The following is a 23,605-nucleotide window of genomic DNA, read 5'->3' as shown; positions in this document are numbered from 1 at the left end:
TCCGCGTTGTTCAAGACTGTAACCGAACCCCCGGACGCTTGAGATGGCCGTCCGATCCGCGAGATGGAGATCACGTGCTGGATGAGGTGGAGCGCTGGCTGGCCCGGCGGTCCTGGTCGGTGGCGGACCGTCCACTGGACCGGCTGCTCGCCGCCAAGCAGGGCACCACGGTCAGCGTGGTGCTCCCCGCCCTGAACGAGGAGGAGACGGTCGGGGAGATCGTCGCCGTGATCCGCCGCGAGCTGATGTCCCGGGCGGTGCCGCTCGTCGACGAGCTGGTGGTCGTCGACTCGGGGTCCACGGACGGTACCGCGAAGGTGGCCGCGGACGCCGGCGCGCGCGTGGTGCACCGCGACGCCGTCCTGCCGCGCGTCCCGGCCGTGCCGGGCAAGGGAGAGGTGCTGTGGCGGTCACTGCTGGTGACCGGTGGCGACGTCGTGTGCTTCGTGGACGCGGACCTGAAGGAGTTCTCCGCGGAGTTCGTCTCAGGGATCGTCGGCCCGCTGCTGACCGAACCGGACGTGCAGTTCGTCAAGGGCATGTACGACCGGCCGCTGGGCGTTGTGCCGGGTCAGGGCGGCAGGGTGACCGAACTGGTGGCCCGGCCGTTGCTCAACCTGCACTGGCCGCAGTTGGCGGGCTTCGTACAGCCGCTCGGCGGTGAGTACGCGGCGCGCCGCTCACTGCTGGAACGGCTGCCGTTCCCGGTCGGGTACGGGGTGGAGCTCGGCCTGCTGGTGGACTCCCTGCACACCGTGGGCCTGGATGCGCTGGCGCAGGTCGACATCGGGGTGCGCCAGCACCGCCACCAGGACGGGCAGGCGCTGGGGCGGATGGCTGCGGCCATCTACCGAACGGCTCAGCTGCGACTGTCCCGAGGGCATTTGGTGCGTCCGGCGCTGACCCAGTTCGAGCGGCGGGAGGGCGGCTTCATCCCTCGCACCCACCCGGTGGACACCGAGGAGCGGCCCCCGATGCTGGAGATCGCGGAGTACGCGACGCGCCGTGCGGCATAGCACCGGATAATCCCACTGAATTGTCTAAGTTTCGCATTTATGAGGAATGCGAAATCTGTTGCTTCTCTTCGCCCATCGAGGAGATTGTCCCGCTCTCTCGGGGCGCTGGGGATCGCCGCGGCAGCCACGGCGAGCCCGTCGGCCCTGGCCGTGGCGGCGGCTCCGGGTCAGGCGCACACCGCGGCCGACGTCGTCACGGCGGCAGTGGTCCTCGGGCCCCCGGGGGGCAGGGCCTCCGCTGCCTCCCCGGGTGACCACGCGGGGGTGGCCCCGGCCGACCACGACGGTTCCGCGGAACAGTCCGCCCGCGGGAACGCCGGCCCCCCGGCGAACCCCGGCAACCCCGCGGGGCCAGGGAACCCGATCGCCCACGACGTCCGTCCGGATGCGGGGAGCCGCCCGACGCCGGACGCAAGTCCGGCCCCCGGGAACCTGGCGGGCACCGGCCCGGTGGCCGCGGGTGCCAGCACCCGGCCCGACGACCGCGGAACACCCTCCACCGCTGTGCATCCCGACGCTCCCACCGCCGACGGGACGAACCGCGGCACGCTCGCCGGGTCCGGTCGCCGCGAGGAACGCCTCTGGCTGCTCGGCGGCGTCGCCGTGGCCCTCACCGCAGCCGGGATCATCGCGGTCGTCGCGACCCGGGACCGACGCAACCACCACTGATCGAGTGAGCGTGTGGCCGGACTCCGCCGACGGAGCCCGGCCGCACGTTTGAGTGGTTCGGGGACGGGCTAGGTTTCGCGACATGGTCTCCGAGCCCTCAGCCTCCGAGCACGCAGCCCGGGTTCTCGTCGCGTCCAACCGCGGACCCGTCTCGTACGCCTTCCGTGAGGACGGCACGCTGGACGCCCGACGCGGCGGCGGCGGCCTGGTCTCCGGGCTGTCCGCGATCGGTCCCGAGGCGGACGCCCTCTGGGTGTGCTCGGCCCTCGGCGACGGCGACCGGGAGGCGGTACGGCGCGGCATCGGCGAACCGGGCGTCAAGATGCTGGACATCGACGCCGCCGTGCACGCCGACGCCTACAACGGCATCGCCAACTCGGTGCTGTGGTTCGTCCACCACATGCTGTACCAGACGCCGCTCGAACCGGTCTTCGACGCGGAATTCCGACGCCAGTGGATCGCCTACGAGGCGTACAACCTCGCCTTCGCACAGGCCCTGGCGGAGTCGGCCGCCCCGGACGCGGTCGTCCTCGTGCAGGACTACCACCTGGCGCTGACCCCGGGGATGCTGCGCGGCCTCCGCCCGGACCTGCGGATCGGCCATTTCTCGCACACCCCGTGGGCCCCGCCGGAGTACTTCCGGATGCTTCCCGACGACATCGCGGAGCAGTTGCTGCTCGGCATGCTCGGCGCGAACCGCCTGGGCTTCCTGACCCACCGCTGGTTGAACGCCTTCCAACAGTGCTGCCAGTCGGTGCTCACCGGCCACGACATCGCCGCGTACTGGCCGAAGGACGACGATCCGAGCCTCGAGTACAGGGTGGCCGGCCACCCGCGCCGGCGGACCCTGCTCGGCGTGCACGGGCTCGGCGCGGACGCGGACTTCCTGCGGGAGCGCTCGCGCCGGGCCGACGTCGACGAACGCATCGCCGCCCTGGGCGAACAGATCGGTGGGGACGGCAGCCGCAAGACGATCGTCCGGGTGGACCGGACCGAGCTGTCCAAGAACATCGTGCGGGGACTGCTGGCCTACCGGGCCCTGCTCGACGAGCACCCCGAATGGCGCGGCCGGGTCGTGCACCTCGCCTTCGCCTACCCCTCGCGCCAGGACCTCGCCGTCTACCGCGACTACACCGCCGAGGTCGCCCGGGTCGCCGAGGAGATCAACGCCCGGTACGGCACGGCCGACTGGACACCGGTCGTCCTGCACGTCCAGGACGACTTCGCGCGCTCGCTGGCCGCCTACCGGATGGCGGACGTCGCCCTGGTCAACCCCATCCGGGACGGGATGAACCTCGTCGCCAAGGAAGTGCCGGTCGTCTCGGACACAGGGTGCGCGCTCGTGCTGTCACGGGAGGCCGGGGCGCACGAGGAGCTGGGCGAGGAAGCGCTGTCGGTGAACCCGTACGACGTCGTGGGCACCGCCGACGCCCTGCACAAGGCACTGACGATGCCGGACGGGCAACGGGCCGAGCGCAGCAAGCGACTGGCCGCCGCGGCGACCGCACTCCCACCGCAGCAGTGGTTCCTGGACCAGCTACACGCGCTTGATGCGCTCGGCGAGCGCAGCTAGGAAGCCGACGACCTCGCCCGGTCCGTGCAGCACGAGGTCGGCGCGTTCGGCCAGCTCGGGCACTTCGGTACTGCCGCTGCACACCAGCAGGCCGGGAACGCCGTCCGAACGGAGCTTCTCGACCGCGGCGAACGCGGCGAGGTCACCGAGGTCGTCCCCCGCGTAGACGACGGCACCCGCGCCGATCTCCCGGGCGTACTCCTCCAGCGCGATGCCCTTGTCGACACCGGGCGGGCGCACTTCCAGGACCAGCCGGCCCGGCTCCACGATCAGCCCGTGGCGCGCGGCGAGGTCGGCGATCGGGCCCCGCAGCGCCTCGAACGCGCCCTGCGGGTCGACCGCGCGCCGGGTGTGCACGGCGACCGCGCGCCCCTTCTCCTCGATCCAGGTGCCCTCCCAGACCCCCAGCTCGTCGAGGAGTCCCGGCAGCTCGGCCCGCACGGCCGCCACTCCCGGGTGCTCGGCGGACGCCTGCACGGTTCCGGAAACAGCGTCCCAGCGCTCGGCTCCGTAGTGCCCGAGCACCACCAGGTGTTCGAGGCCGTCGACCCCGGCGAATCCGCCGTACCGCACGGCGACGCCGGCGGGCCTGCCCGTCACGACGGCGACGGACCTCACGCTCGGCGCGAGCGCACCCAGCGCGGGGACTGCCCCCGAGTGCGCCCTGGCCTGCTCCGGATCCGGCACGATCTCGGCGAGGGTCCCGTCGAAGTCCAGGCCGACCAGGGTGTCCTGCGGCCGTTCGAGGACTGCTGCGAGCCCTTCCCTCCCGGCGGCGGTGGTCGGCTCCGGCAGTGAATCGGAGTAGCTGCCCATACCCCGACCCTAGCGACGCCGACCCCCCACAGCTACGGCGCAGACCCGGAGCACGCGCCCGGCCGCCCCTCCCGCAGCGCGGAGCCGGGGGCGTGGGCGGCCCGGGCCCCGGCGGCACGGGCCCCGGGGGCCGCGGGCTCGTGCCGCAGCCGGGGTGCCGGCGCCCCGCACGTCCTCGCGGTGACCGGCCGGGGCCTCAGCGGCGCCCCCGCCGGGCCTCGCGCACCCGGCGGAGACGGTTCACCGTAACGGGGTCGTGGGCCAGCGCCCGCGGGTCGTCCAGGAGGGCGTTCAGCAGCTGGTAGTAGCGGGTCGGGGAGACGCCCAGGTCCTCCCGTATCGCCCGCTCCTTCGCGCCGGGCCCCGGCCAGGAGGCACGCTCGACGGCGAGCACGGCGCGGTCCCGGTCGGAGAGCTCGTCGCCGGTCAGGTCGGTCATATGAGCAACATAATGGTCCGCCCGGACAGCGACGCCCCCCGGGCGGACCGGTGCGGGGCGCCTCGACGGGGCACGCCTAGTGCCTGGCGTCCGCTTCCGACTCTGCCTTGGTCGCGTCGTCGGCGATCCGGCCGAGCACGGCCTCCGGGTCACCGCCCGGCTCGACGGCCTTGCCGATGTTCCGCTTCACGCTGGAGCTGACGTTCGCCCAGGACGTCTCGCCCGAGGGGTACAGCTCCGAGGCGGGCAGTGCTTCCAGGAACTGGCGCAGGTTCTTGTGTTTGTCGTCGGCCGCCATCGCCTCGCTGGCGCTGACCGTGACGGGGAGGATGTCGTAGCGGTCGCAGAAGGCCAGCACGTTCTTGTCGCTGTACGCGAAGTCGAGGAAGCGACCGATCTCCTTGCGGTGACCGTGTTGCTTGAAGGCCATCATCCAGTCGGCCACCCCCATCGAGGCCCTGGCCTTGCCGTCCTTGCCGGGCATCGGCACCATGCCGACCTTCACGCCCTTCGCCTCCGCCTGTTGCATCAGCGTCGGATGGCCGCTGAGCATGCCGACCTCCCCCCGCGTGAACGCCTCGAAGGCTTGCGCGCGGTCCAGCTTCCCGGGCGGCACGGGGCCGGTCAGCCCCGCGCCGACGAGGTCGTCCCTCAGCCAGGTGAAGGTCCTGACGTTCTCCCGGGAGTCGATGGCGTAGGAACCGCCGATGCGGTCGCGGTAGCCGCCGCCCCCGCTGAGCATCCAGATCATCGTCTCGGCCTGGGACTCCTCGGAACCGAGCGGCAGCGCGTACGGGTACGTCACCCCGCGGGCCTTCAACTTCCGGGCCGCGTCGCGGATCTCGTCCCAGTTGCCCGGCGGCTTGACGCCCGCGTCCGTGAAGAGCTCCTCGTTGAAGAACAGCAGGCGGGTGCTCGCCGCGAACGGCAACCCGTACTGGACCCTGTGGGCCTGACCGGCCTCGCTGAGCATCGGCAGGAAGTTCGCCTGCGTGGGGATGAGGACCAGTTCGTCCACGCGGTAGAGCTTGTCCTGGTCGGCATAGTCGGCGTACGCGCCGATCTGGGCGATGTCCGGCGCGTCGCCGGACGCCACCATCTCGGAGACCTTCCGGTCGACGTCCTTCCACGAGTAGACCTCGACGTCGACCTTGATCCCCTGGTTCTTCGACTCGAACTCGCGCGCGACGTCGTCCCAGTACTCCCGGGACGAGTCGGCGGGACCGTGGCCGTAGTCGGCGGCGACGAGCTTGAGGGTGACGTCCCCGGACCCTCCGGAGGTCCCGCAGCCCCCCAGGACCACCGTCACCGCACAGGCGGCCACCGCTGCCACCAGACCGAAGAAGCGCCGCTGCACGCCCTCGTCTCCCCCACCCTCGAGCCGCCGATCACTAGGAGTAGAGGTCTACACCACATGGTGGTGAAATGCGAAACGAGACCGGTCACATGCTTTGTATGCACGCACAACAATCCGGAGTAGTGGACTAGACCTCTTCGGGTCCAGGCGCGAGACTGTACGCGTGAGACACGTCATCGCCCTCGATGTGGGCGGCACCGGGATGAAAGCCGCTCTGATCGGAGCGGACGGCGCACTGCTGCACGAAGCCCGCCGCGCGACCGGGCGGGAGCGCGGCCCGCGGGCCGTCGTCGACACCATCGTCGGTTTCGCCGCCGAGCTCCGCGCGTACGGCGAACAGCGGTACGGCGAGAGTGCCGCGGCCGCCGGCGTGGCCGTTCCGGGCATCGTCGACGAGAAGACCGGAACCGCGGTGTACGCGGCCAACCTCGGCTGGCGCGACGTCCCACTGCGCGCACTGCTCGGGGCACCCCTGGGCGACGTACCCGTCGCCCTCGGCCACGACGTCCGCACCGGCGGCCTCGCCGAGGGCCGCCTCGGCGCGGGCCGCGGTGCCGACCGGTTCCTGTTCGTGCCGCTCGGCACCGGGATCGCGGGAGCCATCGGCATCGACGGCACCATCGAAGCCGGTGCGCACGGCTGCGCCGGCGAGATCGGCCACATCGTGGTGCGTCCCGCCGGCCCCGCGTGCGGCTGCGGACAGCGCGGCTGTCTGGAGACCCTCGCCTCCGCGTCCGCCGTCTCCCGAGCCTGGGCACGGGCGAGCGGAAACGCGGACGCGGACGCCGCGGACTGCGCCGAAGCCGTCGCCTCCGGCGACGCAGCCGCCGCACGGGTCTGGCAGGACGCCGTTGACGCGCTCGCCGACGGGCTCGTCACCGCGCTCACCCTGCTGGACCCGCGCACGCTGATCATCGGTGGCGGTCTCGCCGAGGCGGGGGAAACCTTGTTCACACCGCTGAGGGCCGCGGTGGAAGCACGCGTGACCTTCCAGAGACCGCCCGCCATCGTCCCGGCGGCCCTCGGCGACACCGCGGGTTGCCTGGGCGCCGGGCTACTGGCCTGGGACCTGCTCGACGGAGACCGGTCAGGACCATCCGCAACCCACCCGCTCAACGCATCAGCACCGACCGACTCGCCCGCACCAGCCGACACGGAGGTAACCGCCTGATGGCCGACCGCATGGTTCTCACGGGCGCAAGGGTGGTGCTGCCCACCGGGATCGCCGAGAACGGACGGGTGATCGTCGAAGGGACCCGGATCGCCGGGCACGCCCCGGCCGACGCCCCCGCAGTCGACCTGACCGGCCACTGGATCGTCCCCGGCTTCGTGGACATGCACAACCACGGCGGCGGCGGGGCCTCCTTCACCTCGGGGACCGCCGAGGAGGTGCTCACGGGCGTACGCACCCACCACGAGCACGGCACGACCACGCTCGTGGCCTCCACGGTCACCGGCGACATGGACTTCCTCACCCACCGCGCCGGCTTCCTCTCCGAACTGGTCGAACAGGGCGACCTTGCCGGGATCCACTTCGAAGGCCCGTTCATCTCCCCCTGCCGCAAGGGCGCCCACAGCGAGGGGCTGCTGCTCCACCCCGACCCCTCGGAGGTGCGCAAGCTGGTCGACGCCGCCCGCGGCACGGCGAAGATGGTCACCCTCGCCACCGAACTGCCCGGCGGCATCGACTCCGTACGACTCCTCACCGAGCGCGGCGTGATCGCCGCCATCGGTCACACCGACGCCACCTACGAGCAGACCGTCGAGGCCATCGACGCCGGTGCCACCGTCGCCACCCACCTCTTCAACGCCATGCCCGCCCTCGGCCACCGGGCCCCCGGCCCGATCGCCGCGCTGCTGGAGGACGAACGGGTCACCGTCGAGCTGATCAACGACGGCACCCATCTGCACCCGGCAGCGCTGGAGCTGGCCTTCCACCGTGCCGGGGCGGACCGGGTCGCCTTCATCACCGACGCCATGGACGCGGCGGGCTTCGGCGACGGGATCTACCACCTCGGGCCGCTGGAGGTCGAGGTCAAGGACGGGGTCGCCCGGTTGGCGCAGGGCGGTTCCATCGCCGGTTCCACCCTCACCCTGGACACCGCGTTCCGGCGGGCGGCCGCAGTGGACCGGCTGCCCGTCGAGGACGTCGTCCGGGCCATCTCCGCCAATCCGGCACGGCTGCTCGGCGTGTACGACAGGGTCGGCTCGCTGGAGGAGGGCAAGGACGCCGATCTGGTAGTGCTCGACGGAGAGTTCGGGCTGAGAGGCGTGATGCGCAAGGGCGCCTGGGTGGTCGAACCGTAGGGCACCCAGGTGGTTCGCGGCGGTTGGCCGACGGGGGTCTGGGCCAACCGCCTTCTTTTTGGCATGATCAGGACCCGTCCGAACGATGGCAAGCGCAGTTCCGGGGGTGCCAGGAGTGATCCTGACGGTCACGCTGAACACCGCCCTCGACCTGACCTACCGGGTCCCCGCACTCGTCCCGCACACCTCCCACCGCGTGACCGAGGTCATCGAACGCCCCGGCGGCAAGGGCCTGAACGTGGCGAGGGTGCTCTCCACACTGGGGCACGAAGCCGTCGTGACCGGTTTCGCGGGCGGGACCACGGGCGAGGTCGTGCGCTCGATGCTGGCCGGGCTGCCCGTGCGGGACGCGCTCGTCCCCGTCTCCGCGAACACCCGCCGCACCATCGCCGTGGTCGACGCGGCGACCGGAGACACCACCCAGTTCAACGAGCCGGGCCCGCACGTCGCTCCGGACGAATGGGCCGCCTTCCTCGGCACGTACGAGGCCCTGCTGCACGAGGCGGACGCCGTCGCCCTCTGCGGCAGCCTCCCGCCCGGGATCCACGTCGGCGCCTACGCGGAGCTGATCAGACGCGCCAGGGCCGCGGGCGTCCCCGCCCTGCTGGACACCAGCGGCGAACCCCTCCGTCGCGGCATCGCCGCCCGCCCCGACCTGGTCAAGCCCAACGCGACCGAGCTCGCCCAGCTCACCGGCTCCCGCGAACCGCTGCGCGCCACCCGCGACGCCCGCCGGCGCGGCGCCCGAACCGTGGTCTCCTCGCTCGGTGCCGACGGCATCCTCGCCGCCACCCCCGACGGCACCTGGCGGGCCACTCCCCCGGACAAGGTCCGCGGCAATCCGACGGGCGCCGGCGACTCGGCCGTCGCGGGCGTCCTGTCCGGCCTGGTCGAAGCCCTTCCCTGGCCGGAACGCCTGTCCCGCGCGGTCGCCCTGGCGACGGCGACGGTCCTCGCCCCGGCCGCCGGCGACATCGATCGGGCGTCGTACGAGCAGTTGCTCCCCCGCGTCACCGTGACGGAGGACACGCCTGCGGCGTGAGCCCCGCGTTCCGCTCGGCGCGGCGGCCGGCCCCTTGACCGCCCCGGGAGCCGGCGTCCGTCTCCGCATGCAAGACGACCCGCGCCCTGGGGTCCCCCGGGGGCGCGGGTCGTGCGGTCGTGCCGTCAGGCGCGCTTGACCTCGAGGTAGTCGAGGATGGCGTCGCACTGGTTGCCCTCCTCGCAGGAGAGCTTGATCTCGTTCTCGCCCTCCTGCAGGCTGACCGGCGCCCAGGTGGTCTGCCAGTTCTTCTCCATGTCCGGGTCCGACGAGTGGATGAAGTTCTTCAGCCCGATGGGATTGCTGTTCGCCTTGCCGTTGACCGTGAGCGTCGCGTTGGCGTCCTTGGCCGGGATGGCGTACCGGACGTACAACCGGTAGTCGCCCGCCTGCTCGACCTTGGCCTTCCAGGTCACGGAAGCGCCGACGGAGTTGAAGCCGGTCACGTAGGCGCCGTCCGCACCCTTCGCGCCCTTGATGTCCCGTGCCAGCTGGGCCGGCGGGCCGAGCTTGAGCGTCGCGGCGTCCTGCTGGGGCAGCTCGGCCGCGGGCTTGTCGCCGGCGTCCTTGGACGCCTCGTCGCTGGGCTTCGCCTGGTCCGCGGGGGCGCTGCTCCGCTGGCCCGCCTGCGGGCTGTCCTTCTCGTCGTCGCCGCTGGTCACCAAGGCCGCACCGATGCCGACGACGACGACCGCGACCACGGCGATCGCCCCGATGAGGAGGCCCTTGGTGTTGGGGCCGTGACCGCGGCCGCCGCCCTGGCCCGTCGGCACCTGGCTGGTGGGAGCACCACCGGGGTAGGTTTCCGGTGCCGCGTACTGCGGGTTCGGCTGGCCGTACTGCTGCTGGTGCGGGACCTGTCCGTACTGCTGCTGCGCGGCCTGGGGCTGCCCGTACGTGCGCTGTCCGACCGTCCTGACCTGGTTGTAAGAGGTTCTGGGCACACCGGGCTGGGCGGCCGGACCCGGGTAGCCGTAGCCGCCCTGCCCGGGAGGTGTGGCGCCCGACTGCTGTCCGTCCGCGTACAGGTAGCCGAACGGATCGTCGTCCTCGGGCGTGCTCGCGCCGTTGTTCCCGGCCGTCATCCCTGGGTCACTCCTATCCATGCTCGCCAGCCGTCGCCGACCGGCCGAGCCTACCCCGTCTGAACAATCCCAAGGACGGTGATCACCCCGGCTCCGGTTCCCGGGTACATGTCAGCCAGCCCGCCGGTGGACCTTCGCCCGGGACCGCTTCTCGACGTACATCCGCTGGTCGGCGGATTGCAGCACCTCTTCCACGGACATTCCGCAGACGGCCCAGCCGATGCCGAAGCTCGCCCCGACGCGGACCGTCCTGCCGTCCACCCGGATCGGCGGAATGATCGCGTTCCGCAGGCGTACGGCCAGGTCGGCGGCGTCCGCCGCACCGAGGCCGTCCGCGAGGACGACGAATTCGTCACCTCCGAGCCGCGCGACGGTGTCCCCGTCCCGTACGCCGGTGGTGAGCCTGCGGGCGACCTCGATGAGTACGGCGTCGCCCGTGTTGTGACCGAAACGGTCGTTGATCGACTTGAAGCCGTCGAGGTCGCAGAAGAGCACGGCGAGGCCCTTGGTGCCGTCGTCGACGTCTCCGTCCGTGGCCGGGGCGACGGCGTGCACGTGATGGTCGTACGCGCCGGCGGCGGCCGGGGCGTCGAAGTCGAAGCCGTCGGTGCGGAAACCGGGCTCGTCGGTACCAGTGCCTTCGTACCCGGGCGGGTAGCCGTTCCCCTCCTCGTACGTGCGCTGGTACTCCAGCGTCCCGGGCGCGCTCTGGCGCGACCCCTGGGGGCGCTCGCAGAGCCGGGCGCTCAACCGCGCCCTCAGCTCCGCGCTGTTGGGCAGGCCGGTCAGCGAGTCGTGGCTGGCCCGGTGGGCGAGCTGCAACTCGTGGCGCTTGCGCTCCTCTATGTCCTCGACGTGGGTGAGCAGGAACCGGGGCCCGTCGGCAGTGTCCGCGACGACGGAGTTCCGCAGCGAGACCCACACGTACGTGCCGTCCCTTCGGCCCAGCCGCAGCTCCGCCCGGCCGCCCTCGGCGGACGTGCGGAGCAGGGTGCCGATGTCCTCGGGGTGGACGAGGTCGGCGAAGGAGTAGCGGCGCATCGCGGCGGCGGGCCGACCGAGCAGCCGGCACAGGGCGTCATTGGTGCGCAACAGCCGGCCGTGCTGGTCGCCGCCCATCTCGGCGATGGCCATGCCGCTCGGAGCGTACTCGAAGGCCTGCCGGAACGACTCTTCACTGGCCCGCAGCGCCTGCTGCTCGCGCTCCAGGCGGACGAGGGCACGTTGCATGTTTGCTCGGAGCCGGGCGTTGCTTATCGCAATCGCGGACTGGGAGGCGTACATCTGCAGCGCTTCCTGGCCCCAGGCGCCGGGGCGACGGCCGTTGCGCGGCTTGTCGACCGATATGACACCGAGGAGTTCCCGCCCGCCGCCCGAGGTGTACATGGGGGCGTAGAGGCGGTCCTGGGGGTGCCATTCGTCCTCGAACCGGGGCTCGGGCCCCTCCGTGTACCACTGCGGGACATCGTCCTCCAGGAGCACCCAGCCCTCGGTGTGGGGTATGAAGCGCAGCTCACCCCAGGCCTCGCCCATGGTGAGGCGTCGTTCCCACGAGGGGCGGGAGCCGACCCGGCCCGTGATCAGGGCTTCCGCCGCACTGTTACCGGCGAAGGCGGCGACGACGAGGTCCCCGTCGGGGCGTACGAGGTTGACGCACGCCAGCTCGTAGCCGAGCCCGGCGACGATGCCGTTGGCGACGGTCTGCAGCGTGTCCGCCAGGCTGCGGGCCGTGTTGAGGTCGGCTACGACCTGATGCAGCTGCCGCAGGGTCGCAAGACGGACGTACGGCTCCGACTCGGTCTCCATTGCTCGCTCTCCCCGAGACCTCGAACAGCTGACTCCAGGTTCCTCATCGGCTCTGTGGGAGCACCTCTCGGTGCAGTGTCCCCGCCACTGAATCACAGCGAGCTGTCCACCCGGTACACAGGGTCAACAAATAGTGCGCTCTGTGACTCAAGTCACAACAGATGAGGAACGGGGCTCCGCGGGCCGTAGACGCCTTCCGGTGCTTCTTGAACGCGAATCGCGCGAATTTATATCAGGCGGGGGGGCGGGGGACGGGGGACGGACGGGCAACGGGGCTACCGGGTCCCGGGTCCTAGGACCGAGCTGGTCCCCTGGCCCGATGCGGGCGGAGCGGGCACGAGATTAGCGTTCCCGTCGTGCTGTCGACGACCCCCACCCCGCCCACCGAGACCATCCCCCATGCTGAGGGGGTGAGCAACGACGACTTCCGCGCCGCGATGTCCCGGCTCGCTGCGGGCGTGGTGCTGGTGACCGCGCACGAGCCGCCCTTGAGCGAGGACGGGCCGCGCGGCGAGGACGTCGGCATGACCGCCACCGCATTCCTCTCGGTCTCCCTGGACCCGCCGCTCGTCCTGGTGAGCCTGCGCAACGGCTCGCGGATGGACGACCTGCTGGCCGAGCAGCCGGTGTGGGGCGCCTCCCTGCTCTCCGAGAGCCAGCGGCACGTCGCCGGCCGCTTCGCGATGAAGGGCCGCATCAGCGACCGGCTCCTGTTCGAGGACGTCCCGTACACCCGCGGAGAGATCTGCGGCGCGCCGCTGATCGGAGGGGCACTCGCGGTCATGGAGTGCCGTACCGAACAGCGCGTCGAGGCGGGCGACCACACTCTGGTCGTCGGCCGCGTCCTGAAGGTGGGCCTGCCGGGCGGGGACGCCGGCCCGCTGACCTACTTCCGGGGCCGCTACCGCCACTTGGGCTGACACCACGGGAAGCCCGGTTGCGGGAGCGGGCGTCCCGGCCGGCGGGACGGCTCCGGGGCAGGGGCCCCGGCCCGTGCCCCCCGTCCGCGCCCGCCGCGGGTCACCAGTCGCGGCCGCTGCGACCGCGCTTGCGCTCCGCGCGCATCTTCTTCTCGCGCAGACGGCGCTCGTTGATACCGCGCGGAATCTTCGTGGGGCGGCGCGGACGCGGCGGCGGGGCCGTGGCCTCGGCGAGCAACGCCGCCAAACGGACCGCCGCGGCCTCGCGGTTGCGCCACTGGGACCGGTGCTCGGAGGCCCGCACGGTGATGACGCCGTCGGTCAACCGGGACGCGAGGCGATCCAGGGCGCGCTGCTTCCACACCGGAGGCAACGCCTGTGTCGCCGCGAGGTCGAAGCGGAGGTCCACCTGCGAGTCACTGGTGTTGACGTGCTGGCCGCCCGGTCCCGACGACCGCGAGAAACGCCACATGAGCTCGGCCTCCGGGAGGGAGACGGAGCCGCGGATGACGTAGGGCCCGGACATGCCTCCCATGGTCCCGCCCGTGACCGGGCCGCGTCATCTCCTTTTCCCCACCGTCCCACCCCCGCGTGAGGGGCGAGCGGTTCGGTAAAGAGAGTAAAGACGCGTGGAACCCGTCGCCCCCCGCCCGCGTTATGGAGGGTGACGGTAGCTTCGGGGACGCACGAAGCCAGACCGCACTGCACTCGACGAGGAAAGGGACCTCCCCATGGCTGTAAGCCTGTCCAAGGGCGGCAACGTCTCGCTCACCAAGGAGGCACCGGGCCTGACCGCCGTCACGGTGGGCCTCGGCTGGGACGTCCGTACCACCACCGGCACCGACTTCGACCTCGACGCCTCCGCGATCGCGGTCAACGCCGGCGGCACGGTCGTCTCCGACGGCCACTTCGTCTTCTTCAACAACAAGTCCACGCCGGACCAGACCATCGTCCACACGGGCGACAACCGCACGGGCGAAGGCGGCGGCGACGACGAGCAGATCAACGTCAACCTGCAGGGCCTGCCCGGTGACGTCGAGAAGATCGTCTTCCCGGTCTCCATCTACGACGCGCAGTCCCGTGGCCAGAACTTCGGCCAGGTGCGCAACGCCTACATCCGCATCGTCAACCAGGCTGGCGGATCCGAGATCGCCCGCTACGACCTGAGCGAGGACGCCGCCACCGAGACCGCCATGGTCTTCGGTGAGCTGTACCGCAACGGCGCGGAGTGGAAGTTCCGTGCGGTCGGCCAGGGTTACGCCTCGGGCCTGGTGGGCATCGCGCAGGACTTCGGCGTGAACGTCTGACGGCGTACGCCTCCGCATCGTCCGAGGGCCCCGGCCACCGTCCTGGCCGGGGCCCTCGGCACGCACGCCGGATTGCGTCGAGAAACGTTCCGTGCGGCGAGGAGAGGTCAGACCCCCTCCGGCCGGCCGTCGCCGTACAACCAGGCGTCCCACAGCTCCGTGAGGTCCTTGCCCGACCTCTCCTCGACGAACGCGGTGAAGTCCTCGGTGGACGCGTTGCCGTGGCGGTGGCTCTGGGGCCACTCCTTCAGGAGTGCGAAGAAGGTCTCGTCGCCCACCGCTCGGCGCACCTCGTGGAGGACCATCGCCCCCCGCAGGTACACGGGGGCGCCCGACAGGTCCTCGACCGGGGGCTCGGCGGGCGGGAAGGCCCAGGCGCCCTCGTCCTCGAAGGCGTCGTCGAAGCTCTGCTGCACCGGCTTCCCTTCGAACTCCGCGTCGTAGAGCCACTCCGCGTAGGTCGCGAAACCCTCGTTGAGCCACATGTCCCCCCAGGTCTTCGGCGAGACGGAGTTGCCGTACCACTGGTGGGCGAGCTCGTGGACCAGGGTCGTCTCCTCGAAATCGCCCTCCGGGAAGAACGGGCGGGTCTGCGTCTCCAGCGCGTAGGCCCCTTCTGCCGACGCGAACGGGTCGCGGGTGACGACCGCCCCGGTGGAGGAGAACGGGTACGGGCCGAACGTCCGCTGGGCCCACGCCTGCACCTCGGGAATGCGTGCCCGGAGTTCTTCGCTCGCGTCGACGAGGCTCTTGTCCACGGCGGTGATGACGGGCACCCCGGCCCGTGCGGGACGGGAGGTCCTGATGTCGAACGGGCCGACGGCGAGGGTCGCCAGGTAGCTCGCCATCGGCTCGCCGGAGTGCCAGGCGTAGATGGTGCCGCCGTCGGCCGCGGGCCGCTGCGACCGCAGCTCGCCGTTGGAGACGGCCGCGACTCCCTCGGGGACGGTCACGGTGATGTCGTAGGTCGCCTTGTCGCTGGGGTGGTGGTTGCCGGGGAACCACGCCATGGACCCCGCGGGCTCTCCGAGGGCGACCGCACCGTCCGCGGTCCTCAGCCAGCCCTCCCGGGAGCCGTCCGGGTCCGTGATGGCTTGCGGGGTACCGGCGTAGCGGACGACGGTCCGGAACGTGCTGCCCTCGTCGAGGTCCCGGCGCGGCCGGATCGTCAGCTCGTTGCCCGCCCGGTTGGCGGCCGCAGGGGTGCCGTCGACGGTCACGCCCTCGACGGTCAGCCCGTGGAGGTCGAGGTTGAAGGCGCTGAGGTCCTGGGTGGCCCGGGCGGTGATGGTGGCGGCCCCGGCGAGGGTGCCCGCCTTCGGGTCGTAGCGGAGCACGAGGTCGTAGTGCGTGACGTCGTACCCACCGTTGCCGAGCTTGGGGAAGTAGGGGTCACGCAGCCCCGCAGCCCCTGGGGTGCCGTGGACGCCGGGACCGTCGCCATCCGTGCAGGCCGAGCCGGTGAGGACGATCAGGACGACGGCGGGCGCCAGAGTGCGCAACAGGGATCGCGGGTCCACGCAACGATCCTAGGCACGGAACGCCCGCTACCGCCGTGCGCCGGGCGCAAGCGACGGGCCCGGGGCACGAGGCGCGAGGCCTCACCCCTCCGCCGCAACCTCCTGCCGGATGCGCTCGAACTGGGCCCCCATGGCTTGCGAGAGCGCCTGGGCGGCCGACAGCGGACGGACCATGACCGTGAAGTCGTCGATCAGTCCGTTCTCGTCGGTGTGCAGGAAGTCGCAGCCGTTGACCTCCAGATCACCGACCCGTGCGCTGAAGACCAGCGCGTGGTCGCGTCCGTCGGTACCGGTGATCTCGCGTACGTAGCGGAAGTCCTCGAACACCCGGGAGGCAGCGCGCAGGATGGCGGCGGTGAGCGCCTTGCCGTGGTACGGCCGGAAGACGACGGGGCTGGTGAACACGACGTCCTCGGCGAGCAGCGCGGGGACGGCGTCGAAGTCGCCGGCCTCGACGGCCTTGCGGAAGGGGTGCACGGCAACCTCCATAGTCACTTTGTTGAATAAGTGTGAGTGAGAGTAATCACTTTGGTGTTAACGTGTCCAGGTGTCCCTCAAGTACGCCGCCCTCGCCGCCCTCCTGGAGGGCGAGGCCTCGGGTTACGACCTCGCCAAGCACTTCGACGTGGCCGTGGCCGACTTCTGGGCCGCGACGCCACAACAGCTGTACCGCGAGCTCGAGCGGCTGGCGCAGGACGGCCTGATCAGCGCCCGCGTGGTGCAGCAGGAACGCCGTCCCAACAAGCGGATGTTCACCCTCACCGAGGCGGGGCGCGAGGAGCTCCGCGCCTTCACCGCCGCCCCGCCGCGGCCCACGGCCATCCGGGACGAACTCCTGATCAAGATCCAGGCCAGCGACGATGGTGACCCCGACGAGGTGTACGCGCTCGTCGAAGAGCGACGTGAGTGGGCGCGCGCCAAGCTCGCCCGGTACGAGCGGGTGCGCGACCGGCTCCTCGCGGGCCGGAGCGAAGAGGAGTTCCTGCGCGCGTCGGATCGCCTCGGGCCCTATCTGACCCTCATGCGCGGCCGGGCGTTCGAAGAGGAGAACGTCCGTTGGTGCGAGCAGGTCCTGGTGGTCCTGGCACGGCGCAGGACGGCCGCCGGGCAGACCTGATCCGCTCCCGTCCGCGGCGACTCGCGCCACCCGCGCCCGGACCCCGTTCGACGTCCTGGAACCGGGGAAGCCCGCCGGAGCGGACGACCGCAGGGCCCATCCGCGCCACCACCGCCTTCCCACGGGCGCCCGTGGGAAGGCGCGTGCAGCGGGGCCGGAGGCTCCCCTCCGCCGCGCGACGGAAGACGTCGACAGCCCGGGGCGAAGCGACTCGGCCACCGCCGCGGGGAGGCCGGCCACCCTGACGGCGCCGGCCGCGCGACCGCACACCCGCACGGGCTCCGGTGCCGGCACCGGCACCGAACACGACGACCGCGCATGACACCATCGACCCGTGCTCGACATCGGCTACTCCCTCTCCCGCCGTTTCCCCGACCCTCCGCAGACCGACTACCGGCGCGCGGACGTGCGGGCCCTGCGCCACGACCTGTTCTGCGGTGACGTGTACCTCGCGGACGCCAAGGCGGACCGCGAGTTGTCCACAGCCTGGGGATGGGTGCCGGTGCTCGACTTCGCGTGGGCGCTCTGCGACATCGTCGAGCAGCTCGATCGCGACCCACGCGGCAGCCGGGCCGCCGAGCCCCAGTACGCCGAGATCGACTTCACCGAGTCCACCGACCGCATGCTCTTCGCGCGGCGTTTCGGCTGGGTCGACGTCGAGGCGGACTGGATGCCGGGGGACGAGCCCCCGCTCACCTTCAACCATGCCGAACTGCGCCGTGAGGCACGCGACTTCCTGCACGACGTGATCGCCGACCTCACCGACATGCACGACGGGCTCGCCGACAACCCCGCCGTCTGGGACCTGCAGTCCCGCTTCCCGCGCATCCCCTGATCCACCGGCCCGCCCGGGCTGCTTCAGCCCTCCACGCGCACACCGAACTGCGCCGCGAAGGCCGGTGCCAGATCCAGTAGTTGCGCGGTGGTGATCACCGCACCCGACAGCCGCTCCACCCCCCGCACGATCTCCAGCTCGGTCACCCGCCGCAGATCGACGTCCTGCATCCGCGCACCGGTGAAGTCCGCACCGCGCAGCACGCAGTCCCGGAACTCCACCCGCACCAACTCGGCGCCCCCGAAGTCCGGCTCGGACAGCACGCACCCCTCGAAAACCACGTCGGTCAGTCGGGCCGTGCGCAGATTCAGATAGTCGATCTTCCCGCCACTGACCAGGACCCGCTCCAGCACCGCCCCGTGCAATTGGACACCGCCCATGCGCGCGTCCACCACTTCCACGTCCCGCAGCGACGCCCCCGCCAGATCCGTGCCCACGCCCCGCACCCCGGACAGGACGGAGTCGATGAACCGCGCATTCACCAGTGACGCCTCGTCCAGCAGGCAGTCCCGCAGCGCACAGTCCATGAACCGTGCCCCCGGACCGTCCCCGCCCTTCAGATCCAGCCCGGCCAGCTCCAGCCCGTCGTAATCCCCGTCGGGCTCCAGCCCGCCCCCGTACGGGCTCAGGTCCGGCAGCCGCACCTCCGGGCGCCTCGCCGCCTGCGGCCCCGCCTTCTTCCCCGCTTTCCCTGCTTTCCCTGCTCTGTGCACCATGGCCCCATCGTGACGCACACCACTGACAGCGCACCCGGCGTGCCTGTCACAAACGCCCGGTCCGCCGCGTCTCGTTCCTGGCGGCGCACGCAGCGCCCGGAACCACCGAGCCGAACCGGAGTACGCAGTGTCGATCCAGCCCCGCATCAGCGTCATCGGCGCCGGCATCGCCGGTCTCACCGCGGCCATCACCGCCGCCGAGTGCGGCAGCCGGGTGACCGTCTTCGAGTCCCGCCTCACCCCCGGCGGCAACGCCCGCACCGCGAACGGCCCGTACCGCACCAACCAGGGCCCGCACGCGCTCTACAGCAGCGGTCCCCACTGGACGTGGCTGACCCAGCGCGACCTCATCGGTCCGCTCGCCCCGTTCCCGCCCCACGAAGCGGCCCGGCTGCGCTTCCACCGCGGCGGCGTCCTGCGCCGCACCCCGCCGCTGGCACTGCTCCGGCTGTTGTCCCGCAAGCCCGCCGACGCACCGGTCGACACCGACTTCCTCACCTGGGCTGCCGGCCACGTGGGCGAGACCGGCGCACGCGCCGCTGCCCACTACTCAGCCGTCGCGCTCTTCCACCACGATCCCGGCTCGCTCTCGGCCGCCTTCGTCCACCAGCGGCTGCGCCGCGCCGCCGCGTTCCCTCCCGAGGTCCACCACGTACGCGGCGGCTGGGGCGCCATGATCGAGCGGATGGTCGCACGCGCCTGGGACCTCGGCGTACGCATCGAGACCGGCGCACGCGTCGACACCCTTCCCGAGGACGGCCCGGTCATCGTCGCCACCTCGCTGAGCAGCGCCCGCCGCCTGCTCGACGACCTCACCCTGCACGCGGAGTGCGGGCGCACCGCCCTGTTCGACCTGGCCCTGCGCACCCGCAGGGGAGACGCCTTCGCCGTATCCGACCTCGACGCGCCCGGCCGGATCGAACGCTTCACGGCGCAGGATCCGACGCTCGCCCCCGCTGGAGAACAGCTCCTCCAGGGCCACTTCCCCCTGTCCCCGGCGCAGTCCAGGGCCGAGGGAACCGCCCGGGCGGAACACCTTCTCGACCTGGGCTTCCCGGGGTGGCGCGAGCGGACCACCTGGCGGCGCGACTCCCTCTCCAACGGGCGCACGGGAGCGGTGGACCGACCCGGCACCACCTGGCGCGACCGGCCCCGCATCGACCGCGGCAACGGCGTCTACCTGGCGGGCGACCAGGTCGCGGCGCCGGGCGTGCTGTCGGAGGTGTCCTTCACGAGCGCCCTCGAGGCGGCGACGCTCGCCGTCCGGGCCCTCAAGCTTGACCCCAAGTGCGCTTGAGGTTGAAGAGTGGGGGCGACCCCGACGCGAAGGAGCCCACCATGCACGCCATCCGCCTGCACCGCTTCGGTCCCGCGGAGAACCTCAGCTACGAAAGGGTCGACGACCCCGTGCCCGGCCCCGGCCAGGTGCGGATCGCCGTCGCCGCGGCAGGCGTGCACCTCCTCGACACCGCCCTGCGCGAAGGCCTGCCCGGGCCGTTCCCCGCCCCCGCCCAGCTCCCCACCGTCCCCGGCCGCGAAGTCGCCGGCACCGTCGACCGGCTCGGCGAAGGCACCGCCGGACGGTGGCTCGGCAAACGCGTCGTCGTCCACCTCGGAACGGCCCCCGGCGGCTACGCCGAACTCGCCGTCGCCGACGCCGACGGACTCCACGAGATCGACGGGGCGCTCGACGAGGCCGAGGCCGTCGCCATGATCGGAACCGGCCGCACCACCATGGGGATCCTGCAGTTCACCGACCTCGGGCCCGAGTCGGTGGCCCTGGTGCCCGCCGCTGCCGGCGGCATCGGCACCTTGCTCGTCCAGTACGCCAAGGACAAGGGCGCCACCGTCATCGGCCTCGCAGGCGGCCCCGCGAAGGTCGCCCGCGTCCGGGAGAACGGCGCCGACCTGGCGGTCGACTACACCCTTCCCGACTGGCCGGACCGCATCCGCGCCCACCTCGGCGACCGCCGGGCCACCGTCCTGTTCGACTCGGTCGGCGGAGAGTTCGCCCGCTCCGCCCTCGCCCTCCTCGGCAAGGGCGGCCAGCACCTCGTCTTCGGCTCGTCTGGCGAGGGTATGGGCGGCGACTCCGCACCCGCCTTCACCGAGGAGGAACTCGCCTCCCGCGGCATCACGTCCGTGCGGGTCCTCGGTCCCGTCATGCTCGCGAAGGCCGGCGGTATGCGCACCCTGGAGGTCCGGGCCCTCGCGGAAGCCGCCGCCGGTCGCCTCCGACCTGCCGTCCAGCGCTTCTCCCTCGCCGAGGCCGAGGCCGCCCACCGCGCCCTGGAGACCCGGGCGACGATGGGCAAGGTCGTCCTGGTTCCCTGACGGGCGTACGGGGGACGGCGGCACGGTGGCCACCGGTGTTCCGGGCGTCCGCCGACCACGGTCGTGCGCACGGTCCCCCGTTCCGGCCCGCACCGCGGGCGGATCGTCCGTAATGCCGATGCTGCACCGGGCCCACCGCCCCCGTTGCGCCAACGCCCTGGACAGGCCGATGACCACAGGTGTACGAACAGCCTCATGAGCAGCACGATCAACGGCGGCATCTCCTTCTGGTACGCGGACGACGGCATCCCGGCGCCCCGGGAACCCCTGCCCGGCGACGCAGCCGCCGACGTCTGCATCGTCGGCGGCGGATACACCGGGCTGTGGACGGCGTACTACCTGAAGAAGGCCGTCCCCTTCCTCAACATCACCGTCCTCGAAGCCAAGTTCTGCGGGTACGGCGCCTCGGGACGCAACGGAGGCTGGCTCTACAACGGGATCGCCGGCCGGGACCGCTACGCACGGCTTCACGGCCATGACGCCGCGGTACGCCTCCAGCAGGCCATGAACGACACCGTCGACGAGGTCGTCCGCATCGCCGCGGAGGAGGACATCGACGCCGACATCCACCGGGGCGGCGTCCTCCAGGTCGCCTACACCCCGGCGCAGCTCGCCCGTCTGAAGAACCTCCACGCCGCCGAGATCGCCTTCGGCGAGAAGGACCGCGAGCTGTACGGCGCGCGCGAAACCGCGGACCGCATACGCGTCGCCGGGGCCGTCGGTTCGAGCTGGACCCCGCACGGCGCACGGCTCCACCCCGTCAAGCTGCTCAAGGGGCTCGCAGCGACCGTCGAGGCACTGGGCGTCACCATCCACGAGTCCACCCCGGTGTCGGAGATCCGGCCCAAGCACGCCGTCACCCCCTACGGAACCGTCCGCGCCCCGTACGTCCTGCGCTGCACCGAGGGTTTCACCGCCACGCTCAAGGGCCAGAAGCGCACCTGGCTCCCGATGAACTCCTCCATGATCGTCACGGAACGCCTCCCCGAGGACATCTGGACCGAGATCGGCTGGGAAGGCCGCGAGACCCTCGGCGACATGGCCCACGCGTACATGTACGCCCAGCGCACCGCCGACGACCGCATCGCCATCGGCGGCCGCGGCATCCCCTACCGCTACGGCTCGCGCACCGACAACGACGGGCACACCCAGCAGGCCACCGTCGAGGCCCTCCGGGAGCTCCTCGTCCGCTTCTTCCCGCAGCTCGCCGGGGCCGGGATCGACCACGCCTGGTCCGGCGTCCTCGGCGTGCCCCGCGACTGGTGCGCCACCGTCACCCTCGACCGCTCCACCGGCCTCGGCTGGGCCGGCGGCTACGTCGGCTCCGGGGTCGCCACCACCAACCTCGCCGCCCGCACCCTGCGCGACCTCGTCCAGCAGGACTCCGGCCAGTCGGGACCCACCGACCTCACCTCCCTGCCGTGGGTCAACCACAAGGTCCGCAAGTGGGAGCCCGAACCGCTGCGCTGGTTCGGCGTGCACACCCTCTATGCCGCCTACCGGTCCGCGGACCACCGCGAACTCGCCGCCACCACGACGGACACCGACCGCATCGCCGCACTCGCGGACCGGATCTCCGGACGGCACTGAGGGAAGCACCACGGGCCGGAACCGGTGTGCCGCACGGTGTCCGGCCGGGCTGGCGCCGGGTCACGCCGTCAGAGGGGGCGCGCCGGATGGTAGACGGGCGCCATCCGGTCCGGGTGCAGATCGCGGTGGACGACCTTCGCCACCTCTTCGATCGTGTCCATGCCGTAGTCCCACCCGACGTCGGGCGACGCCCCTTCAGGCACCCGGTTGTTCTCCGTGAGGACCACGAGGCCGTAGTCGTAGGAGCGGCCGGTGAACGCCCCCATGCTGTTGACCTTCCAATCCCCGCGGTCCCAAGGGTTCATGAGCTCGGTCGAGGAGCGTTGGAGCCAGCCGTTCTTGACCTGGACGGCGGCGTCCAGCGGAGCCCCGGCCGGCGTGCCCCACCGCTGGTCCGACCGCACGTCGTGCATGAGGCCCAGGACGTAGGAGCGCTCCTCGGCGTCCAGGACCGAGTCGTCGTCACCGGTGAGCAGCTCGAGGAGCCGTGCCTGGTCCCTCGCCGTCACCTGCGTGAGGCCCATGAGACCCGACTCGTCCAGGGTGGTGTCCTTCATCCCCGCGCGGTCCAGGAACCGCCGGATCGACGTGGGCCCCACCGTGTCCCACAGGTCGTACGTCGCCTCGTTGTCCGAACTCACGATCATCTTCCTGGCCAGGTCACGCTCCCTCTGTGCCAGATGGGCGCCCCTCGTCATGAGCAGCGCCCCCAGGACTATCGGCTTGACCGTGCTCGCCGCGTCGTAGTGCCGGTCCGCGCCGTAGGTGCAGTAGGTGTGCGTGACCCTGTCGTACAGCACCACCGAAGCCCGACTGGCACGCTCCTCCAGCGAATTCGCAATGCCCCGGGTGAGCGAATAGGCGAGTTCGGGCCTCTCGGACGTGCACTCGACCGGCCCGCCTTCAAGCCGCTGCGACATGAGCTTCGTGCTCCCGCCGTCACCAGCACCGGTCTTCGTGGGAACGGGCACCACCGGCCAGAGGCAGACCGCAGCGAGAACCAATCCCCAAGCCGCCTTCGATGCCACGTTGGTGAGTGCCAATGCTCTCCCCTCTCTACGTCTCCCGGTCCGTGCTGTCGGGCGCCGCGGCATTTCCGTCCCGACGCGAGCGCGCCGCACGATTCGACGACGAGCGGCCCCGGTGAATTCAGGTG

Annotated in this window: 23 protein-coding genes; 13 read left to right on the top strand and 10 right to left on the bottom strand. The window is 71.8% G+C overall.

Features of this window, described 5'->3' with window-relative positions:
* Window positions 1-74: 74 nt before the first annotated feature.
* The 3 genes from ACFXOM_RS21385 to ACFXOM_RS21375 all read left to right on the top strand — a co-directional run bounded on the left by ACFXOM_RS21385 (window position 75) and on the right by ACFXOM_RS21375 (window position 3,258).
* The gene (locus tag ACFXOM_RS21385) at window positions 75-1,016 is read left to right on the top strand and encodes a glucosyl-3-phosphoglycerate synthase (protein WP_384936902.1); all 942 of its coding nucleotides are present in this window, start codon (window positions 75-77) and stop codon (window positions 1,014-1,016) included.
* A gap of 84 nt (window positions 1,017-1,100) precedes the next feature.
* On the top strand, window positions 1,101-1,685 hold the full coding sequence (locus ACFXOM_RS21380) for a hypothetical protein (protein ID WP_384936900.1): 585 nt from the start codon (window positions 1,101-1,103) through the stop codon (window positions 1,683-1,685).
* An 82-nt stretch (window positions 1,686-1,767) separates the two neighbouring features.
* Window positions 1,768-3,258, top strand: a complete 1,491-nt coding sequence (locus ACFXOM_RS21375) for a trehalose-6-phosphate synthase (RefSeq protein ID WP_384936897.1) — start codon at window positions 1,768-1,770, stop codon at window positions 3,256-3,258.
* On the opposite strand, the gene otsB is transcribed toward ACFXOM_RS21375, so the two are convergent.
* The 3 genes from otsB to ACFXOM_RS21360 all read right to left on the bottom strand — a co-directional run bounded on the left by otsB (window position 3,223) and on the right by ACFXOM_RS21360 (window position 5,870).
* Complete coding sequence (gene otsB, locus ACFXOM_RS21370; RefSeq protein ID WP_384936895.1) at window positions 3,223-4,074, bottom strand: trehalose-phosphatase; 852 nt, start codon at window positions 4,072-4,074, stop codon at window positions 3,223-3,225. The genes ACFXOM_RS21375 and otsB overlap by 36 nt on opposite strands.
* Window positions 4,075-4,270: 196 nt before the next feature.
* A complete protein-coding gene (locus tag ACFXOM_RS21365) occupies window positions 4,271-4,513 on the bottom strand; it encodes a DUF3263 domain-containing protein (RefSeq protein WP_384936892.1) in 243 nt (80 codons plus the stop codon).
* A gap of 76 nt (window positions 4,514-4,589) precedes the next feature.
* Window positions 4,590-5,870: an extracellular solute-binding protein gene (locus ACFXOM_RS21360; protein ID WP_384936889.1), complete on the bottom strand. Its 1,281-nt coding sequence runs from the start codon at window positions 5,868-5,870 to the stop codon at window positions 4,590-4,592.
* A 163-nt stretch (window positions 5,871-6,033) separates the two neighbouring features.
* On the opposite strand from ACFXOM_RS21360, the gene ACFXOM_RS21355 reads away from it, so the two are divergent.
* The 3 genes from ACFXOM_RS21355 to ACFXOM_RS21345 all read left to right on the top strand — a co-directional run bounded on the left by ACFXOM_RS21355 (window position 6,034) and on the right by ACFXOM_RS21345 (window position 9,219).
* Window positions 6,034-7,041 (top strand): ROK family protein, encoded by a 1,008-nt coding sequence (locus ACFXOM_RS21355; RefSeq protein ID WP_384936886.1) that lies wholly within the window; start codon window positions 6,034-6,036, stop codon window positions 7,039-7,041.
* On the top strand, window positions 7,041-8,177 hold the full coding sequence (gene nagA / locus ACFXOM_RS21350; protein ID WP_384936883.1) for an N-acetylglucosamine-6-phosphate deacetylase: 1,137 nt from the start codon (window positions 7,041-7,043) through the stop codon (window positions 8,175-8,177). The genes ACFXOM_RS21355 and nagA overlap by 1 nt, the downstream gene beginning before the upstream one ends.
* A 115-nt stretch (window positions 8,178-8,292) precedes the next feature.
* On the top strand, window positions 8,293-9,219 hold the full coding sequence (locus ACFXOM_RS21345) for a 1-phosphofructokinase family hexose kinase (RefSeq protein WP_384936995.1): 927 nt from the start codon (window positions 8,293-8,295) through the stop codon (window positions 9,217-9,219).
* 125 nt (window positions 9,220-9,344) lie between these two features.
* Here the strand turns inward: ACFXOM_RS21345 and ACFXOM_RS21340 are convergent, their stop codons facing one another.
* Window positions 9,345-10,304, bottom strand: a complete 960-nt coding sequence (locus ACFXOM_RS21340; RefSeq protein ID WP_384936880.1) for a CBM35 domain-containing protein — start codon at window positions 10,302-10,304, stop codon at window positions 9,345-9,347.
* A 111-nt stretch (window positions 10,305-10,415) separates the two neighbouring features.
* Complete coding sequence (gene cdgB, locus ACFXOM_RS21335) at window positions 10,416-12,110, bottom strand: diguanylate cyclase CdgB (RefSeq protein WP_384944486.1); 1,695 nt, start codon at window positions 12,108-12,110, stop codon at window positions 10,416-10,418.
* A gap of 356 nt (window positions 12,111-12,466) precedes the next feature.
* Between cdgB and ACFXOM_RS21330 the strand changes: the two genes are divergently transcribed.
* A complete protein-coding gene (locus ACFXOM_RS21330) occupies window positions 12,467-13,030 on the top strand; it encodes a flavin reductase family protein (protein WP_384936874.1) in 564 nt (187 codons plus the stop codon).
* Window positions 13,031-13,130: 100 nt separating this feature from the next.
* On the opposite strand, the gene arfB is transcribed toward ACFXOM_RS21330, so the two are convergent.
* Window positions 13,131-13,565 (bottom strand): alternative ribosome rescue aminoacyl-tRNA hydrolase ArfB, encoded by a 435-nt coding sequence (gene arfB / locus ACFXOM_RS21325; RefSeq protein ID WP_384936872.1) that lies wholly within the window; start codon window positions 13,563-13,565, stop codon window positions 13,131-13,133.
* A 196-nt stretch (window positions 13,566-13,761) separates the two neighbouring features.
* Here arfB and ACFXOM_RS21320 point away from each other — a divergent pair, with 196 nt between their 5' ends.
* Window positions 13,762-14,337 carry a TerD family protein gene (locus ACFXOM_RS21320; RefSeq protein WP_384936869.1) on the top strand — a complete coding sequence of 192 codons (576 nt, stop codon included), beginning with the start codon at window positions 13,762-13,764 and terminating at the stop codon, window positions 14,335-14,337.
* Window positions 14,338-14,444: 107 nt separating this feature from the next.
* Here ACFXOM_RS21320 and ACFXOM_RS21315 read toward each other — a convergent pair whose 3' ends face one another.
* Together ACFXOM_RS21315 and ACFXOM_RS21310 are read right to left on the bottom strand one after the other, a co-directional pair.
* The gene (locus ACFXOM_RS21315; RefSeq protein ID WP_384936866.1) at window positions 14,445-15,857 is read right to left on the bottom strand and encodes a M1 family metallopeptidase; all 1,413 of its coding nucleotides are present in this window, start codon (window positions 15,855-15,857) and stop codon (window positions 14,445-14,447) included.
* 81 nt (window positions 15,858-15,938) lie between these two features.
* Window positions 15,939-16,334: a nuclear transport factor 2 family protein gene (locus ACFXOM_RS21310; RefSeq protein WP_384936992.1), complete on the bottom strand. Its 396-nt coding sequence runs from the start codon at window positions 16,332-16,334 to the stop codon at window positions 15,939-15,941.
* A 70-nt stretch (window positions 16,335-16,404) separates the two neighbouring features.
* Here ACFXOM_RS21310 and ACFXOM_RS21305 point away from each other — a divergent pair, with 70 nt between their 5' ends.
* Window positions 16,405-16,974 carry a PadR family transcriptional regulator gene (locus ACFXOM_RS21305; protein WP_384936863.1) on the top strand — a complete coding sequence of 190 codons (570 nt, stop codon included), beginning with the start codon at window positions 16,405-16,407 and terminating at the stop codon, window positions 16,972-16,974.
* A 334-nt stretch (window positions 16,975-17,308) separates the two neighbouring features.
* On the top strand, window positions 17,309-17,809 hold the full coding sequence (locus ACFXOM_RS21300; protein ID WP_384936860.1) for a hypothetical protein: 501 nt from the start codon (window positions 17,309-17,311) through the stop codon (window positions 17,807-17,809).
* Window positions 17,810-17,832: 23 nt separating this feature from the next.
* Here ACFXOM_RS21300 and ACFXOM_RS21295 read toward each other — a convergent pair whose 3' ends face one another.
* Window positions 17,833-18,525 (bottom strand): pentapeptide repeat-containing protein, encoded by a 693-nt coding sequence (locus ACFXOM_RS21295; RefSeq protein ID WP_384936857.1) that lies wholly within the window; start codon window positions 18,523-18,525, stop codon window positions 17,833-17,835.
* A 127-nt stretch (window positions 18,526-18,652) separates the two neighbouring features.
* Here ACFXOM_RS21295 and ACFXOM_RS21290 point away from each other — a divergent pair, with 127 nt between their 5' ends.
* The 3 genes from ACFXOM_RS21290 (at window position 18,653) to ACFXOM_RS21280 (ending at window position 22,449) form a co-directional block, all read left to right on the top strand.
* Window positions 18,653-19,822 (top strand): FAD-dependent oxidoreductase, encoded by a 1,170-nt coding sequence (locus tag ACFXOM_RS21290; RefSeq protein ID WP_385038785.1) that lies wholly within the window; start codon window positions 18,653-18,655, stop codon window positions 19,820-19,822.
* 41 nt (window positions 19,823-19,863) lie between these two features.
* Entirely contained in the window at window positions 19,864-20,859 is a 996-nt protein-coding gene (locus tag ACFXOM_RS21285; protein ID WP_384936852.1) for a zinc-binding dehydrogenase, read from the top strand.
* A gap of 195 nt (window positions 20,860-21,054) precedes the next feature.
* Window positions 21,055-22,449, top strand: a complete 1,395-nt coding sequence (locus ACFXOM_RS21280; RefSeq protein WP_384936849.1) for an NAD(P)/FAD-dependent oxidoreductase — start codon at window positions 21,055-21,057, stop codon at window positions 22,447-22,449.
* Window positions 22,450-22,517: 68 nt separating this feature from the next.
* On the opposite strand, the gene ACFXOM_RS21275 is transcribed toward ACFXOM_RS21280, so the two are convergent.
* On the bottom strand, window positions 22,518-23,369 hold the full coding sequence (locus ACFXOM_RS21275; RefSeq protein ID WP_384936846.1) for a serine hydrolase: 852 nt from the start codon (window positions 23,367-23,369) through the stop codon (window positions 22,518-22,520).
* Between the last annotated feature and the right edge of the window lie 236 nt (window positions 23,370-23,605).

Origin of the sequence: Streptomyces sp. NPDC059169 (assembly GCF_042755225.1) — a bacterium.
In the GTDB taxonomy this organism is placed as follows: domain Bacteria; phylum Actinomycetota; class Actinomycetes; order Streptomycetales; family Streptomycetaceae; genus Streptomyces.
This window is presented reverse-complemented; position numbering and strand designations above follow the sequence as displayed.